The organism is Paenibacillus sp. LRG-1, assembly GCF_057220305.1.
Genome location: NZ_CM170126.1, coordinates 2,991,292 through 3,007,612, shown reverse-complemented (window position 1 = coordinate 3,007,612; position 16,321 = coordinate 2,991,292). Strand labels below are relative to the sequence as shown.

The following is a 16,321-nucleotide window of genomic DNA, read 5'->3' as shown; positions in this document are numbered from 1 at the left end:
AGATGTTGGTGAAAGGCATCGAATTCGAAGAATGGATTTCTGCCATCCCCAATCCTTCTATTGAAGTCTGGCTTGACCTCGATGTTAACGATTTACGGAAATCCGGGATAAAGCACCAGGCTGAGCAATTCCGACAGGCTGCTAATAAGCTTAACATTAAGGAACTAATGAAACGAGACGCGGAGTTCGCCCGCTTCCATGACGCAATCCTTGGAAAGTAGTAAGCTGCAGGAACAACTCGCAAAGGAAATGCAGTTGGAAAATGAGGAGAAGAAAAAGAAACGAAAACTTCCTAAGCCTGGATTTATTGTTTTGTTCCGTGATTCAAGCAGCTACTATCACTTTACGTACATAACGTCGTTATCACTGGAACAAAAAATTGCTAACATCAAGTTAAAGCAAGGCGATGGCATTCAAATTGTGCATACATTAGAAACCAGCCATACGTTAAAATTCTATCATCACTTTATCAAGGACCAATTTTCGAATCGGCTTGTAAGTGGAGAGACCAATGTTTACGCACTCACCAACGTGGAAGTAGCACTCATCACAGAAGAGAAATTTCCGTCAAATGTGATGGAATGGTTGGTTGGATGATCTGAAATTTGTAGCCTGTGCCATACATTATAAAGTTGCTACTTAAGCGGATTTTTTTTTAGGAACCAAGTTCTTGTCTAAATCTGAGGATAGATGTACAGTGACTTGGTTCTTCCTTGAACAAGTTGTTTGATGTGTTACCACAGAATATTATTACGTAAAATACTGTTTTGACGAATATTTATGGATGAAGTATAATAAATTAGGGAGGTTATACATATATGGATAGAAAAATGAAAATGTATTATATGAATCGAATCGATGAAAAACTGTCCGATCTTCCGTGGTTTGTTACGGAGTTCATTGATAGCAGGAAACGAAAACTTTCTCCCACGACACTTCTTAACTATTGCCATGATTACATTATATTTTTTGATTGGTTAGTTGCAGAACATTTCACTTCAGACAGTCGTAAAAATGTTACTTTAGTCACTTTAGAGAAACTAACAATTCGTGAGGTGGAAAATTTCTTGTCTTTTTTGGAGTACCAATTAGGAAATACCAAACTGACTATTAATCGCAAGTTGTCCTCACTGAAATCCTTATTTGATTACTTACAAAACAAAGCTGAAACAAGTGATCTAAAACCATATATCCAGCGCAATGTTATGGCCAAAATGGATTTAAATGTAGTTAAAGAAAGCCAAGAAACCATTGCCAATCGTATTGATGGGAAAATTCTCAGAGAAGACGATTTTGAGTCGTTTAGGCTATTTGTAGCCCATGATTTCGGAGAAATCAATAAAGAGAATAAACGTATTTTCAATTTTCATCAATTTAATCGTGAACGGGATACAGCCATTGTCTCCCTCATTTTAGGATCAGGTCTTAGGCTCTCTGAGGTTGCAGGCATTAACATTGAAGATCTGGATATGAATAAAGCTTTAGTGCGTGTTATACGCAAAGGTAATAAAGAACAATATGTGTATTTCAGCAAGCAAGCGTTACTAGATTTAGAAAATTATCTTCAGATCAGAGAAACCAGATATATTCCAGAAAGAAACGAAAGCTTTTTGTTTATTGCAGCTCCTGTTGGTCGCAAAGGAAAAAGTCGACGTTTAACGCAGCGATCCATTGAAAAACTGATCGAAAAGTATGCTTCAGCTTTTGGAAAACCAGCTTTAACCGTGCATTCTCTGAGACATTCATTTGCAACGCGTTACCACTTAGAGAACAATGATGTGCCTAGATTGAAGAACCAATTAGGACATTCATCAATACAAACAACCATGATCTATACACATTTAACAGATGAGGAAATGAGGAAGGCAGTCAATAATATGGATAAATGATGTATAACTCAAATCAAAGGTGGTCTTAAAACTACTAATAAGCGATAATTTTTACTCATTATTTCACAACTTTGTGACACAAAGTTTACCCCTTGCGGGGAGAATGACACAAAGTTTATCCCTTGCTGGGAGAATGACACAAAGTTTATCCCTTGCTGGGAGAATGACACAAAGTTTGCCCTTGCAAGAAATAATAACGTAAAATTTCTCTATATCGACCTAGTTCCGGCTGACAACTTATAAGATAAGGGGATAAACTTTGTGTCATTAATTCAAAAGGGGTAAACTTTGTGTCAAAAAAGAGGTAAGCTTTGTGTCACTAGACATCACGAGAGGAAAATCGTGCTGTTATGCGTTTCTCTATATACATATTCACAAAACTCGTATTTTGTACATATGTATATAAATCGGTTTTACCCCTTGTTTTTAAGGTTTTTGCCGTTCTTGTTGATTGACACAAATCTCCCCTCGTTTTTGACACCAAAGCAAGGCAATCGTTGTAGATAGAATACTGAATAAAGTTACCTTTCCTGTACCAAATCTATGCAATAATCTACTTGCAAATAAACTGGATACAACAGTACAAAACGAGACCGTTAACGATATATAACCTGCCATTTCTGTTGCGGCGCCGATATCAAATTTCATAATGGACCATGCACTGCCAAGTAAGGCATCTGGCAGTCCGAGACCTATAAATACGAGGTAAATAACTATAAGTAGTACCGTAACCATCTTCGTTCTCTCCTTAATTTGTGTGGAATCTTTAATTGTGCGTTTTCTGTGTCTTGCCGGAACAATATGTCCAGACCAGTTCGTATTCCTCTGTTAAGCCTCTATTTTATTCTTTCAAGAAAACTACAATATATTTGTTTGAACATTTCTTCCTCTTCATACTCAATTAATTTCAAAAGTCTGATAATTAGTAAATCCCTAAACCAACGATTCAAGATACGATCTTCTCCTTTTTAAACTTCTTATTTTATATTATCGCTACACTTAAATCGAAAAAGAATGAGTTGCCAAGAAAACAGGCTAATCACATATTTTTAGCAGAAAATTACATGCTATTCCTTCAACCCCTCCTCTCTTCAATTAAACTGTTGTCTAAACTCCGACGGTGGGAGTCCAAACCGAAGTTTGAACACTTTGGAAAAGTGAGCAACGCTTTCGAACCTAGTAGTGAAACAGACATCGGTAGCAGACAGTGACGTCTCTAACAGTAACTTCTTAGCTTTATCCAACCTCCTATTGCGAATCCATTTCAACGGTGAGGTATGATATATTGCCTGAAACTCCCGTTTGAACGTTGACAGGCTTCTACCAGACAAATAAGCCAGATCATTGAGGGATACGGGATTTGTGAAATTTTCTTCCATAATCTTATCGATACTACTGTTCCTATCATGGTTAGATAGTTGCAACAGTTGATATTGAAAATGATCATTTGAGTCTACCAGGTGAAATAGAAGTTCCATTAACTTGATCCGAACGAGTGCATCTCTAACATCGTCTGGGTTGTCGAAATAGGGTTTTAAAGACTCAATGTAAGATAGAGTGAGGTCATTAACCTTAATAATGGATACAGGAACTTCACCGTTCACTGGATAAATCGGTTTTAAACCAGCGAATTGGACAAATTCCTCAACCAATTTCTCATTCAGGAAAAACATCATATAATCAAGCATGTATTCAGAACCGGGTTCCCCTGATTTCTCGTATTCAACCAGCATAGACTTGTTAATAAACACCATTTCATTGCTCCGGACGATATACTCTTGATCTCTAAAACGTACCGTGTAAATGCCCGATTTAACAAACAACAAAAGATGTTCCTTCAGGAAGCATGTTCCTATATCACCTTGTGTATGCAAATAAAATTTAATGACGGATAACCCGTTCTGCTTTAGACTTCCTTTTTTATCTGGTGCACTTTCCAGCTCTTGCGGAGCTTTGATCAACTTGCTAGTTCTCATGGACATTAGGAATCCCCCTTTTTCTCCTACATCACCTTAAGGATAATTTCGTAATTAGTTAATAGAACTGGAATTGACTTCCCTGAGATTTAGTTGGATTTCCATCCGTAAGGTCTTGCGTTCTAACTTTACCTATAAGATAACAGGAAACAGTAATAGATACTTTACTCCTAGGCTCAGATCATTTGTTCATTTAGCTCAAAATTTAATAAGAGCGCAATACCTCATGTCGTAATCCTAACTCTCTAAATATGTTAGCTGAGCTATAAATGCATTCAAATCAAGTTCTGTTCTTCTCGGATGTCATATCATAATCCTCCTTGGTATGTATTAAAAAGCTATTAATTTCATCGGAACCCTGCTGTTCATTTTGTATTGTGAGATCAATATTTCATCTTTTAAGAATTTCAGTATAATGATTATTTTTTTCGAAAACTTGCATGATTATCCTCAAATGTATATCTAGTCTACATTTGTAGACGATGTGAAAAGGGAGAATACTTAATGAGTACCGCCGGTGTCGTTATTTCAAGCAGCAAGATCGATTTATACAAAATCAAAAGAACTCCGATATTGGTAGCATTAGTTATAGGTGCTTTTATAGCAATTCTTAGTGAAACTTTGTTAAGCAATGCATTGCCTGAACTGATGCAGGAATTTGGAGTGACAGCTTCAACCATTCAATGGCTTACTACCGCTTATATGCTTGTCGTCGGCGTACTAGTTCCAGTACAGCGGTGATGCAGCAATGGATATCAACCAAGCAGTTATTTACAGCAGCAATGGTTACGTTTCTTGCTGGAACCTTGATTGCGGCATTTGCTCCAACATTCAGTTTTCTACTCACAGGTAGGATTGTACAGGCATTTGGTACGGGGCTTATGATGCCTCTGATGATGAATACGATATTGATTATCTTCCCGCCGGAAAAACGCGGTGCTGCAATGGGCCTGATGGGTCTAGTGATCATGTCTGCCCCAGCACTTGGACCTACGCTTTCAGGTGTTATTATCGATTCATTAAACTGGCGCTGGTTATTCTACATCCTCATTCCCTTGGCTATGATTTCTATTTTTGTAGGAGTGAAATACCTGACCAATGTTATGGAAATCACCAAGCCCAAGATTGATATTCTATCCATCATTTTATCTACACTCGGCTTTGGTGGCATTGTTTATAGTTTCAGTAAATCCGGTGATCTTGGATGGTCAAATCCGGAAGTTTACTGGACGCTAAGTGTTGCTTGTTTGTCATTGGCGTGGTTTATCTTCAGACAACTAAGGATCAAAAATCCGATTCTTAATTTGCGCACCTTTAAGTACCCTATATTTGCCTTGATGGTTGTGCTGATGATCACCATGATGATGAGTATGTTCTCCACGATGGCACTACTGCCTATGTATTTGCAGGGAGTATTACTACTTACAGCCTTTAAATCAGGTATTATTATGCTTCCTGGTAGTATTATAAACAGTTTGATGGGACCTATTTCCGGAAAACTGTTTGATATTTTCGGGCCGCGGGTCGTCATTGTTCCATGAGTGGTCATCGTTGCATTTGCAATGTGGATGTTTACAGGAATTGATGCTTCGACTACCACAACGTATATTATCCTAATGCATTCTATATTCTTAGTGGGAGTATCCCTTGTGTTGATGCCAGTGTAAACCCCTGGACTGAACAGTTACCCAAAGAATTATATCCTCACTGTACGCCATTTGCTGCAAATGGCAGGGGCCTTAGGTACCGCTTTGCTTATCAGCAAAATGTTTTCGGCTCAAAGCAAGTGTTTGGCCGATTCTGCAGAGATAGTTGCTTTTTCGGTTGCATGCTTGTAAGGAGTCTATGCACTGGGACTCATACTTTCAGTAATATCCATTATAGTAGAACTCTTCATCATACGTTTTAGGAAGCAAAGTACAATTACTATTCAAGAGAAACTGCACCCCAGTTTCTCTTGAATAGTAATAATCACATAACTTAGTATCATAACCAATTTCACAATTTTGAGTTTAACTTAGTATTTTTTAAGCGCTTCAGAATTAATCTCGAAATTCATTTATTATTTTTGTGGTATATGTTTTAGGAACAGCAACGTCTTTCATTTTCTTTACCGTGTTGTGAAGTAAAGAATAATGGATTTAACTTTACCTTTATTCTAGGAACAATGTGACAATATTTTACCAGACAATATACAAATAAGAAGCTACTGATCTGGGAAATCAGTGGCTTCTTATTCATGTAATAGACTTATTCTGACTTAGCTTGTCGTTAGTTCCTTATACTAGCTCCTTTTTATGAGTATCTCTTATTACATGTGTACTGCTTAGCGTTACAATATGCTGTGGTTCCAGCCCTAGAAGCACTCTTCCGTACAGTTCCATGCAAGTAGAAGCTGTGGTAAACGCATGATTAGCCCCACCACGAATATCGCGGAATATTTGGGATAGTCGGTTCGAATCCAGTATTACACTTCCGCCGCTTTCGACCACTAACATTTCAACGGCTTCCCAACATAACATTGCCGCATATCCAATATCCGTTTGAACCCGCGCGAAGTTTTGTTGATCTAGGAGCTCACAGTTCTTTTCATAAGTCTCTAGAATTTCAACGGATCGATGGATATGAAGATGAGCAGATTCGATCTTCATGGCTGCCAGTCCTACCTTGTACTGGATATGTCCAATTTCTGCCTGGGATTTGTGGATTGTCATGGCTATTCCCTTATGGGGTGCCTTTTCAACAAAGTGTTCCAACGCTCCTCTTGCAAGTCCCAGAATTGTGCTAATTCCTGTTGTGAGACTGGTTATCAAAAATAAATAAGGTTTGAATCTGTCTTCGCCTTTTAGATGCTGCAGCATGCTTTCATCAACTTGCTCTGCATCCTCATAAGCGACAAACTCATCGGAAATAAAAACATCATTCATTTCCAAACTGTTACTTGCCGATCCTTTTAGGCTCATCGTGTGCCAATCATCAATAATTTTAATTTCATCCATGGGAACAACAGCAAGCTGCATTTTGGGATCTTGCTGCATTCCACTCGCATCCTTTAAATTTAACAATGCATGTGTTGCATGCTTAGACCCGGAACCAAAGGCCCAACGACCATACTCAACCAGATAACCTCCCTCAACTTTCCTCACCACTGTTTTGATGGCTTGAAGTACCGAGCAGAATCTCACTTCGTTGACTTGATTGAAGATTTTACTCACCACATTTGAGGGTAGTAGCTGGGATGCACTATAGTTATTTCCATTTAAATTTTGAATCACCCATCCAACAGAACCATTGCCTTTCGCAACTTCAGAGACAATTTCAATCATTGCCCTTATGCTAACTTCAAATCCACCATATTTCTTCGGTGTTCTGAGCTTAAAAAGTCCTGCACTTGAAAGCTTTTCGATAACTTCTTCCGGTATGTGCATGTTTTTATCAATTTCCGTACCATATTCCTTTAAGAATGGAACTAATTCCGTAGCATTCTGAAGAAGTTTTTGCTCTTCATTGGTAAGTGAAATTACTTTACTTAGGTTTGACATTCCAAACACTCTCCTCTTTACACGTATTAGATTTTAATATGGATCATGATATAAAAGACTCTTAAACTATTCTTATATCGATACAATTCAATTTCGGGTTATTCATCCTCGCGCTATATCTCATCATCATGTACCTCAATAAACTTCTAGTTATTTGGAAGACAGTACTTTAAAATAAAAAATATGACGACGAAGAGGATAATCTCGTTGCATTATTTTGATCATCCGTCCTTTAACCTCAACGATTTCAACAGAACCATCTTTGTGTTCCATGTAGAAATCAGGTATATACACACGGTTTTTTATACTTCTTGCCACAGTGTTCCACAGCCTGCATGATCTCAAAGGTTTTATGAAGCTCTAGCTTATGAAGGTAACCTGCAATAATTAAAGGAACAACCCGCTTATTATAGAAGCGCTCCTCCGCTTGGCTATCAAATGTAAGACGTTGAGTAGGTAAAGGCTCCCGAGGCGGTTCTCGAATTTTCACATGAGGGTTCGATGTAAGGAATTCTATGAGATCGGCTTCAGACATATGCATAGACTCACCTCTTCTTCATTTGCGATGTTCACCCTCCAACAAATGAAATAGAAGAGCGAATAGATAATCGTAAATAATCTATTCGCTCTTACACCTTTTAATAAATCTGTGGTTGAATCAACAATGCTTCTTGAGAAGCATTATGACCAATCGGAGTCTCCTGACCACTTTTGGACTTTCACTCGTCTAACAAATACGCCAAGAACAAGGCCGGCAAGGGCAACAAACATCACGAAGAATAATGCGTTCTGCATACCAGCCGTCAAAGCCAATGTTGCATTAGCCGGGTTTGAAGGATCAGCAACATTGTTCATAAAGTCTCCTACTCCGCTTGTCATGACACTAACCGCCATAGCAATCCCGATCGCTCCTGCAATTTGCTGCAGCGTGTTCATAATAGCCGTACCATCCGGGTACATCTCAGCAGGTAGCTGATTCAGACCATTCGTCTGAGCAGGCATCCACACCATAATAATTCCAACCATCAGACAGGTATGCAAGACGACAATCAAAGCGATTGACGATGCAACCGTAATATCAGAATAGAACCATAGGGTGGCCGCAGTTAGAATTAGACCAGGAACTACCAAAAACTTAGGTCCGAATTTGTCAAAGAGCGACCCAACAACAGGAGAAAGCACAGCTGAAATGATGCTGCCTGGAAGAAGAGCCAATCCAGCTGTCAAAGCACTTAATTCAAGAACACGAATCAAAAACATAGGAAGAACAAACATCGCTGCAAGATCAACACTCATACAAATGAATACTAGCGCCGTACCGATGGCAAACATCGGGTTTTTAAGTGTTCTTACGTTCATAAGAGGTTCTTTCATGTTCAGTTGTCGAATGACAAATAGTATCAATGCAACAACACCGGCGATCAGAGATACAATGACTACAGGGTTACCCCAGCCATGATCTCCTTCTCCAGCAGTACTAATACCGTAAACCAATCCGCCAAAACCAATTGTCGACAAAACCAGAGAGTAAATATCAATACGTGGTTTAGTTATTGGTGCTACATTTTTTATAAATGTAACGCCTATCACCAAAGCAACCACCAGAGTCATTAACGATACCCAGAATATCCAGTGCCAGCTCAGATTATCAATCAATAGACCTGAGGTGGTTGGACCTAAAGCAGGTCCCGCTGTGAACACAAGAGTGACCAGCCCCATCGCTTTTCCGCGTTTCTCGGCTGGGAATATAATGAGAGCAGTATTAAACATCAAAGGAAAGAGCAGGGCTGCTCCAGCAGCTTGAAGTATCCTTCCTAATAGCAATATATCGAAACTTCCCGCCATAGCACCTATTGCTGACCCTACGATTGAAATAATGACTGATGTCAGGAAAAGTTGCCTCGTTGTAAACCACTGTATCAATAATCCTGAAAGGGGAACTAAAATTCCCAGTGTGAGTAAATAACCACTTGATAACCACTGGACCGTGGACTCCGTAATTGCAAACTGATTAATTAAATCGCTGATAGCGATATTAATTGCTGTTTCATTAAACGTACCTATGATACCTGCAAGCATTAATGCGAACATTATGGGTAAAACTTTAACATTTGGGACCTTTTGCTCTTCTGAAATAGTTCCTGATTGCAAAACCTTCACTCCTCTGTGTCTTTCTAATTTTCACTGCATAGCATAAACAAAGCATTACAGAATACCTTTACTTAGAAATAATGTTTACCAGAACCGCGATGACAGGTAGCGCATTGTGTTATGTGTATATGTAAACCTCCTCTTGCATACTTATCTCATTCTCTCTCCAAATCTGTAGAGGAGAACTTTCAACTTTTTGATAATAACACACGCATGTCAAGTCCCCCCTAAACCAAAGGAAAAGTCAACCCCCTTTTTTTTTGAATCTCTAAAACAAAAAAAGCCGCGATCTATGCGACTTTCTAAGTGATAATCTATTTTATAGTTATCTACGTTTCCTTTCTCAAAGCCTCAACGATACTCGTTTGATTTAATCGATACATCGGCCAAGCTGTAGCAACGAGCGTTGTTGCTATGGCACCTGCACAAGCAAGAACAATGCTGCCCCTAGAATCGTCCAACCTACATCGACAGCACCTTTGAAGAGACGATGTATACCATAGCTCAATACTGTTCCGAGTATACTACCGTATACCGCAGCGTATAGGCCGTAAAATACGCCTTCCAACAGAATCATTTTCTTTACATTACGTTGTGTCATGCCGAGGGCTTTAAGAACTGCAAATTCTTTGGTACGCAGAATGACATTGTGCTGACGGTGTTCAGTATATTCAGGAATGCAATCAGGACAATGACACCAATAAATCCATATAAAAAGATCCTGGCGGTTGTCGCGTCGTTCTTGGCTTGAGCAAGTTGCTCCACTTTATCTGTTTAACTGTACCCCTTCTATAATTTTATTCTAATACACGTTATTAATGGGGAAACGTTCCTACAATTGATTTTCTTTGTCACCTCTCCGTTTACCCGTGTTTCCAAAGTATAAGCTACAAGATAGAAACTTTGCTTAGATAATTATCTAATCCGCAATGACAAAATGTTCTTGTCCCGCGACAAATGTCTACATCACTTTGGGCACACTATTTTACGTAATTACATATGAGAATATAGTTACATTATTTTTGGATCAATCTACTAGTAAGGATTTTATATCATTAGTTATATCAGATGTTAGCAGCTCATAGCCGTACCGTCCCCCGCTGAATCACTACTGAAATATTTAAAGAACGATTTAACAGGCACCCCATATGATTAAAGGGTGCCTGTTTTAAATTCATTATTTTTAGCTGGCTTTGTGTTACACTTTTTAACCAACCGATCCTAGTTCTCACTCCGGAGAGCATCTACGATACTAACTTTATTCAACCTGTACATCGGCCCAATCGTTGCGACGATCGTCGTAATCATCGAACCTGCGAAAGCGATGCCGATACTGTACCACGGGAACACCCAATCTGCATCCAAAGCACTCGCAAAGAGAACTTGTATTCCATAATTCAGCGTCGTCCCTAGGATAATTCCGATCACGGCGGCAAATAGTCCATAAAATACGCCTTCTAAAATAATCATTTTTCTCACTTCCTTCTGGGTCATGCCGATGGCCTTGAGGGTTGCAAATTCTTTCGTACGAAGAATTAGATTCGTACTTACTGTATTTACAATGTTCAAGAAAGCAATTAGAACAATGACACCGATAAAACCGTAAAGCAAGATACTAAAAGTCTTTGCATCGTTTTTAGCTTGAGCGACCTCTGCCACTCGATCATGGTAGTTAAAACCAGCGTTTTTATCAGTTAATGATTTAAGATAGTCCGTTATAGGATGATTTGATATATCGGGATTAGCGAGGATAAATATTCTGGAATAAGTGTCGCTACCCATAATCTTGGAGTATACTTTCGGCGTCGTAATAAATGAAAGATCTTGACCTGTACTATATTTCTTCGATAACAAATCTTGATCGACAATTCCGACCACAGTCACGGTTTGATATTCATTATGATTTCCGTCAATTGTTCGGATTTTGATGTGATCTCCAACCTTAAATTGGGTTTGATCGAGAATTAGTCGTTTGCCTTCTTCTGTCATCATCATTATTTTTTGTAGGACGATAACGCCATTCTCTTGGTTCATTTTCTCTTTGTCAATCTTCCCGGCCGTGAGTTTGGATTGCAGAGCATCCAAGCCATTGTCTCCGTAGGACACAAGGAAATTATTATCTGTTCGATACCCTTCCCCTTCGGAAACGATGTATCGATCCTTATGAAATCCATAATATTTGGGATTGATCTTATCCTTAGGGATGATTGCATCTACTTGATTCCTGTAAAATTTGTAGGCTTGTTGAACAGCATCAAGCTTAGAAACATTCCGATACACAGTATCGTCTATTCGACTTGAAGGACCATCATAGGAAAGCGAATAAGAATACTGCGCACCCGAGAGCTGTGTTATTTGCTGCATGAAATCAACCAAACCACTAAAGACAATAAATAAAATAATACTAATAATCATGGAAAAGGCTGTAATCCGGAAACGTTTCTTGTTCCGTTGCAAGTTTCTGCTTGCGAACTGCCCTACGACGCCAAACAGCTTTTTAACAAACAGAGACTTTTTGACCTTTGTGATATTTTCAACCTTCGAGCTTCCCGCATTTTTCAGCGCTTCAAGAGGATATACGCGAGCTGCTTGTTTTGCTGGTCCAATAGCGGAAAGGTATACGCTCAGCAAGCCCAATAAACCGGCAGAGATTAGAATCGGTAGGGAAATGACCATTCTCATATCATTTAAGAAACCTAACGTTAACAAGCTGATATTGTAAAACAATACCTTCATAAAAAGGGTTCCTGTGAGAATCCCGATGGGTATGCCGATCAAGCTTATCAGGGTTGCTTCTTGCATCACAATTTTGCGAATTTGGGCTGGTGTAGCTCCAATGCATCTTAACATACCGAATTGTGAAATCCGCTCCAGTACAGAAATATGAAAAATATTATAAATCATTGCAATCGTACAAATCATTATAATCGCAATGACAGCAGCGAAAGTTAGGATTAAGCTGTTATTCACACCTTCATAAATGCTTTTGCCATACAATTTAAGCAGTTCATTATTGTACTCAATTCTTACATTTTCAATAAAGTTATCCCTATCCAGTTGCATAGCGGAACCTTGTTCGACATTACTCAGCTGTAAAGAGGACATCAAGGCTTCCGTCTTTTCTTTGATGTTCTTCAAAGATTTCATTTTGACGTAAATAAAGTAATTTTTGTAGTTATCGATACTCTTGTTATCATTGAAAGTAATTGCAGGAAAGATGTATCCGGAAGACCAATTCTCTTTGCTTGACGGCTTCATAAAGCCTACAACAGTATATTCTCTTTGGGATTGAGCTTGGAAGGCTTCGTCAAGATCCCAACCATAATCGCCAAGTCCGTTAATCTTTTTGTCTTCACCAGTTGACGCCACCTTCCGGATTCCAAGGTTTAGCGTAATTGTTTCGCCAAGCTTTGGTTTTTTTAAAAAATAACTCAGACTCGAAGATGAAAGGATAATTTCATTCGAATTTTCCGGGTACCTGCCCGAGTCTAGCTGTGACTGAAGCATGTTCATTGCATTCGCATTATATCCCTTGACATTCAAGTACCGGTAGGGTGCGGCAAACGGATCTTCCTTCTTTTCCTTCTCTTTTGTTTCCCTAAGGACAGCATATCCTTCTCTACTGATGACGCCGGCACTTTTTACGGCTGCATTGTTTTTGACTTTCGGGATTGCTTCTCCTGAAATACCATTGAAAGAGACGTGGTAATCTCCGAAGTCCTGCATGGTTTGTCTGACTGACTTATCCCAATAGCTCATCCCGATTGTTCCAATGGAAGTAAACAGTGTAACCGACAAGATTATACCTAAGATTGTAAGCATCGATCTTTTTTTCTGTCCCTTTAGATATTTTCCAGTAAGATCTGTGTAGCTTTTCAACTTTCACTCACCTCATTTGCCTGTAGAAGGACTCCGTCTTCGATTCTTACGACTCGATCTGCGATTTTAGCAATATTCAAATCGTGCGTGATCATGATTAACGTCTGATTATATTTTTTAACTGAAAACATAAGTAAGTCCATAATATCCCTGCTGTTTTTACTATCCAGATTTCCGGTAGGTTCATCCGCCAAGATAATCGACGGTTTATTAATTAACGCACGGCCAATCGCCGTTCTTTGCTGTTGTCCGCCTGACAATTCGGATGGAAGATGATGTCTCCGCTCGGTCAGACCTAATATACCCATTAATTCCTGAACATAATTTTCATCTACCCTTTTGTTCTCTAATAGCATCGGTAACTTGATATTTTCCTCTGTAGATAGGACCGGGATCAGATTGTATGATTGAAAAATAAATCCAATTTTCCGTCTTCGGAATACAGCGAGCTCCTCTTCACTTCTGGAGTAAAGATCCGTACCATCGATGATGACCTGTCCACTAGCCGGGCGGTCCACTCCACCTAGAAGATGCATTAAGGTACTTTTTCCTGATCCACTGGCTCCTACGATGGCAACAAATTCTCCATGTTGAACAGAGAAATTGACATTTTTTAAAGCTTCAACCTTTGCCTCTGCACTTCCATAGGTTTTACACAAATTAATAGTTTTTAGTATTTCCACCTGTTTACCTCCTGAGCTAATGTTTCACTTTGTATGTTTGTTATTATAAAGATCGAAGCTTACAATAAAGTGAAGAGGAAGCTTACGTTATTGTAAGCTTCCTCCACTATCCCATTTATTAAACGAAACTCTAAATTCTGTTCCTAGCCCTAACTGACTTACAACGGTGATCATACCGCCTTGCTCTTCAATAATGGACTTGGATAAAGACAAGCCAATGCCAAGACTTTGCGGCTTTGTCGTTCTTCTCCCTCTATAGAATCGTTCAAAAATGTGAGGCAAATCTTCTGGGGAAATGCCTTCTCCTTGATCTCGAATGATTACTGTCTGGAATAATGAATTTTTTTCTAAAATAACATCAATTCCTCCCTCTAGTGGCGTATGTTCCAGTGCATTTTTAATCAAGTTAATCAAGGCTTCTGTTAGCCATTCTTCATCCGCCCAAACATACATATCTTCTCCACCATGAATGTGAATCTTCTGCTTCCTTTGCTCGGATAACATTCGCAACGAATGTACAGCATGATCGATCATTTCTCTTACTCGAACGCGTTCTATCAGGAACGTTATTGCTCCGGCTTCGACCCGTGCCAGCTTCAGCAAACTGATAATCAGCCATTCCATTCGCTCTAGTTGTTGACGGCCTCGATCCAGAAATTTCGTTCTCATTTCTTCTTTCATATGAGGATCATTTAGCAAATTTTCATTAAAAACGATGAGGATTGCTAGTGGCGTTTTGAGCTGATGCGAAATATCGGAAAGCAAGTTGCGTAGAAACATTTTCTCTTGTTGGAGTTGCCGAAGACTGTTGTGTAACCTTTCGGCCATCGCGTTAAAGTTTCGTCCTAATGCGCCAAAGTCTCCTTCATCATTCTCCGGAAGCGGTTGATCAAACTGATGTTCAACAACTTGCTCCGCTGCAAAGGTTATGGTTCGAATCTTGTTAAATATTTTGCGGTATTCCCATCCCAATAACAGCAGTAATGGAATACTATAAAGCAAAACCTGAGCCGCCGTTTTCATGGGTAAGGCGTTATCCGAGAGTACAGGTTGATCGTTTACGGGCATATCTTCCTTATATGCATATTGAGCCAGGCTGCGTTTTCCCTCTACGATTTCATTTTCTTGTGCACCCTGAGTGATAAAGTGGATAATTTCATTTTCTAGTTGAGGAGCTTGCTTCAAAACATAACCAATCAATGCAGCATTTTGATTAACCACGGCCTTATTGATCTGACTGACTTGATAACTCATATAAAAGAATATGATTACCGCTAACATAACTTGTAATACGATCGCTTTAACAGTAATAGACTTCCACTCTGGATTACGGACGAATTCATTCATGGTTTATCTCCCTACAATATCTGCATTCCATTTATATCCGACTCCTCGAACGGTAATGATGTATCTCGGTACTGCAGGAACATCCTCGATCTTCTCTCTTAACCTTCTGATATGAACTGAAAGGGTGTTGTTATCAATGAATTCTCCTGACATATCCCACAGACTGTTAAGGATGATACTTCTGCTGCAAATTTGCTTGGGGTGAGTCATTAACATCAATAGCAATCGATATTCCAGCCCCGTCAATAAAAGTTCCTGATTGTTTTTAAGAACAATTCCTTCTAGAACTCGAACTTCAATATCGTCGGATATCCATCTATTCGGTTCATCCTTGGGCTTATGATTGCGCCTTAATACGGCTTTCATTCTAGAGAGAAGTTCTTTGGTACGGAGCGGTTTGGTCATATAATCATCTGCTCCCAAATCAAGACCAGCAACAACATTTGTCTCCTCATCCAAAGCTGTCAAAAAAATGATGGGAACCTGGGATAATGCACGGATTTCCCTACACAGGTCATACCCTGAACCATCAGGTAAATTTATATCCAACAAAATTAAATCGACGTCGTCTGTCTTTAATGCCTTTCTGGCTTCTTCCAAGCTACCCGCAAGAACAACGCCATATCCTTCACTTGTTAAAGTATATTCAATACCGAACACCAAATTATCATCATCTTCAACCAGTAAAATTCGATTCATTGAGCACCTCAGTTTAATTCAAGAAAGTTTTTAAAATGCTTACTTATTATAGTACATAATTCCACTTTCAAATAAATGGCGGCGGTAAAACTACACCGTTTTTCCACTGTATCATGAAAGATATCTTTCACAAAGCTGTTTAGTGGAAAATTTAT

General features: G+C 39.1%; 13 protein-coding genes and 1 pseudogene. 4 read left to right on the top strand and 10 right to left on the bottom strand.

Annotation, left to right across the window (positions count from 1 at the left end; all coding sequences use genetic code 11):
* The first annotated feature begins 8 nt into the window (after nucleotides 1–8).
* The 3 genes from ACUUJN_RS13185 to xerS all read left to right on the top strand — a co-directional run bounded on the left by ACUUJN_RS13185 (nucleotide 9) and on the right by xerS (nucleotide 1,889).
* Nucleotides 9–221 carry a hypothetical protein gene (locus tag ACUUJN_RS13185; RefSeq protein ID WP_484669720.1) on the top strand — a complete coding sequence of 71 codons (213 nt, stop codon included), beginning with the start codon at nucleotides 9–11 and terminating at the stop codon, nucleotides 219–221.
* Complete coding sequence (locus ACUUJN_RS13180) at nucleotides 199–597, top strand: hypothetical protein (RefSeq protein ID WP_484669719.1); 399 nt, start codon at nucleotides 199–201, stop codon at nucleotides 595–597. Before ACUUJN_RS13185 ends, ACUUJN_RS13180 begins: the two co-directional genes overlap by 23 nt.
* Nucleotides 598–818: 221 nt before the next feature.
* On the top strand, nucleotides 819–1,889 hold the full coding sequence (xerS, locus tag ACUUJN_RS13175; RefSeq protein WP_484669718.1) for a tyrosine recombinase XerS: 1,071 nt from the start codon (nucleotides 819–821) through the stop codon (nucleotides 1,887–1,889).
* A gap of 426 nt (nucleotides 1,890–2,315) precedes the next feature.
* Here the strand turns inward: xerS and ACUUJN_RS13170 are convergent, their stop codons facing one another.
* Together ACUUJN_RS13170 and ACUUJN_RS13165 are read right to left on the bottom strand one after the other, a co-directional pair.
* A complete protein-coding gene (locus tag ACUUJN_RS13170) occupies nucleotides 2,316–2,624 on the bottom strand; it encodes a hypothetical protein (RefSeq protein ID WP_068938394.1) in 309 nt (102 codons plus the stop codon).
* A gap of 356 nt (nucleotides 2,625–2,980) precedes the next feature.
* Nucleotides 2,981–3,871 carry a helix-turn-helix domain-containing protein gene (locus tag ACUUJN_RS13165; RefSeq protein ID WP_484669717.1) on the bottom strand — a complete coding sequence of 297 codons (891 nt, stop codon included), beginning with the start codon at nucleotides 3,869–3,871 and terminating at the stop codon, nucleotides 2,981–2,983.
* A gap of 498 nt (nucleotides 3,872–4,369) precedes the next feature.
* Between ACUUJN_RS13165 and ACUUJN_RS13160 the strand changes: the two are divergent.
* Nucleotides 4,370–5,826, top strand: a pseudogene (locus tag ACUUJN_RS13160) (DHA2 family efflux MFS transporter permease subunit).
* A 318-nt stretch (nucleotides 5,827–6,144) separates the two neighbouring features.
* Here ACUUJN_RS13160 and ACUUJN_RS13155 read toward each other — a convergent pair.
* The 8 genes from ACUUJN_RS13155 to ACUUJN_RS13120 form a co-directional block, all read right to left on the bottom strand.
* The gene (locus ACUUJN_RS13155) at nucleotides 6,145–7,407 is read right to left on the bottom strand and encodes an acyl-CoA dehydrogenase family protein (protein WP_023988695.1); all 1,263 of its coding nucleotides are present in this window, start codon (nucleotides 7,405–7,407) and stop codon (nucleotides 6,145–6,147) included.
* Nucleotides 7,408–7,687: 280 nt separating this feature from the next.
* Entirely contained in the window at nucleotides 7,688–7,948 is a 261-nt protein-coding gene (locus ACUUJN_RS13150; protein ID WP_484669716.1) for a hypothetical protein, read from the bottom strand.
* A gap of 140 nt (nucleotides 7,949–8,088) precedes the next feature.
* Nucleotides 8,089–9,498, bottom strand: a complete 1,410-nt coding sequence (locus ACUUJN_RS13145) for a DHA2 family efflux MFS transporter permease subunit (RefSeq protein ID WP_484669753.1) — start codon at nucleotides 9,496–9,498, stop codon at nucleotides 8,089–8,091.
* A 472-nt stretch (nucleotides 9,499–9,970) separates the two neighbouring features.
* Nucleotides 9,971–10,198 carry an FtsX-like permease family protein gene (locus ACUUJN_RS13140; RefSeq protein WP_226887817.1) on the bottom strand — a complete coding sequence of 76 codons (228 nt, stop codon included), beginning with the start codon at nucleotides 10,196–10,198 and terminating at the stop codon, nucleotides 9,971–9,973.
* Nucleotides 10,199–10,779: 581 nt separating this feature from the next.
* The gene (locus ACUUJN_RS13135) at nucleotides 10,780–13,437 is read right to left on the bottom strand and encodes an ABC transporter permease (protein WP_053325480.1); all 2,658 of its coding nucleotides are present in this window, start codon (nucleotides 13,435–13,437) and stop codon (nucleotides 10,780–10,782) included.
* Complete coding sequence (locus ACUUJN_RS13130) at nucleotides 13,434–14,120, bottom strand: ABC transporter ATP-binding protein (RefSeq protein ID WP_028541247.1); 687 nt, start codon at nucleotides 14,118–14,120, stop codon at nucleotides 13,434–13,436. The genes ACUUJN_RS13135 and ACUUJN_RS13130 overlap by 4 nt, the downstream gene beginning before the upstream one ends.
* An 87-nt stretch (nucleotides 14,121–14,207) precedes the next feature.
* Nucleotides 14,208–15,467, bottom strand: coding sequence for a HAMP domain-containing sensor histidine kinase (locus tag ACUUJN_RS13125; RefSeq protein ID WP_023988688.1), 1,260 nt, complete (start codon nucleotides 15,465–15,467; stop codon nucleotides 14,208–14,210).
* Between the two features lie 3 nt (nucleotides 15,468–15,470).
* Nucleotides 15,471–16,166 (bottom strand): response regulator transcription factor, encoded by a 696-nt coding sequence (locus ACUUJN_RS13120; protein ID WP_023988687.1) that lies wholly within the window; start codon nucleotides 16,164–16,166, stop codon nucleotides 15,471–15,473.
* Nucleotides 16,167–16,321 lie beyond the last annotated feature (155 nt).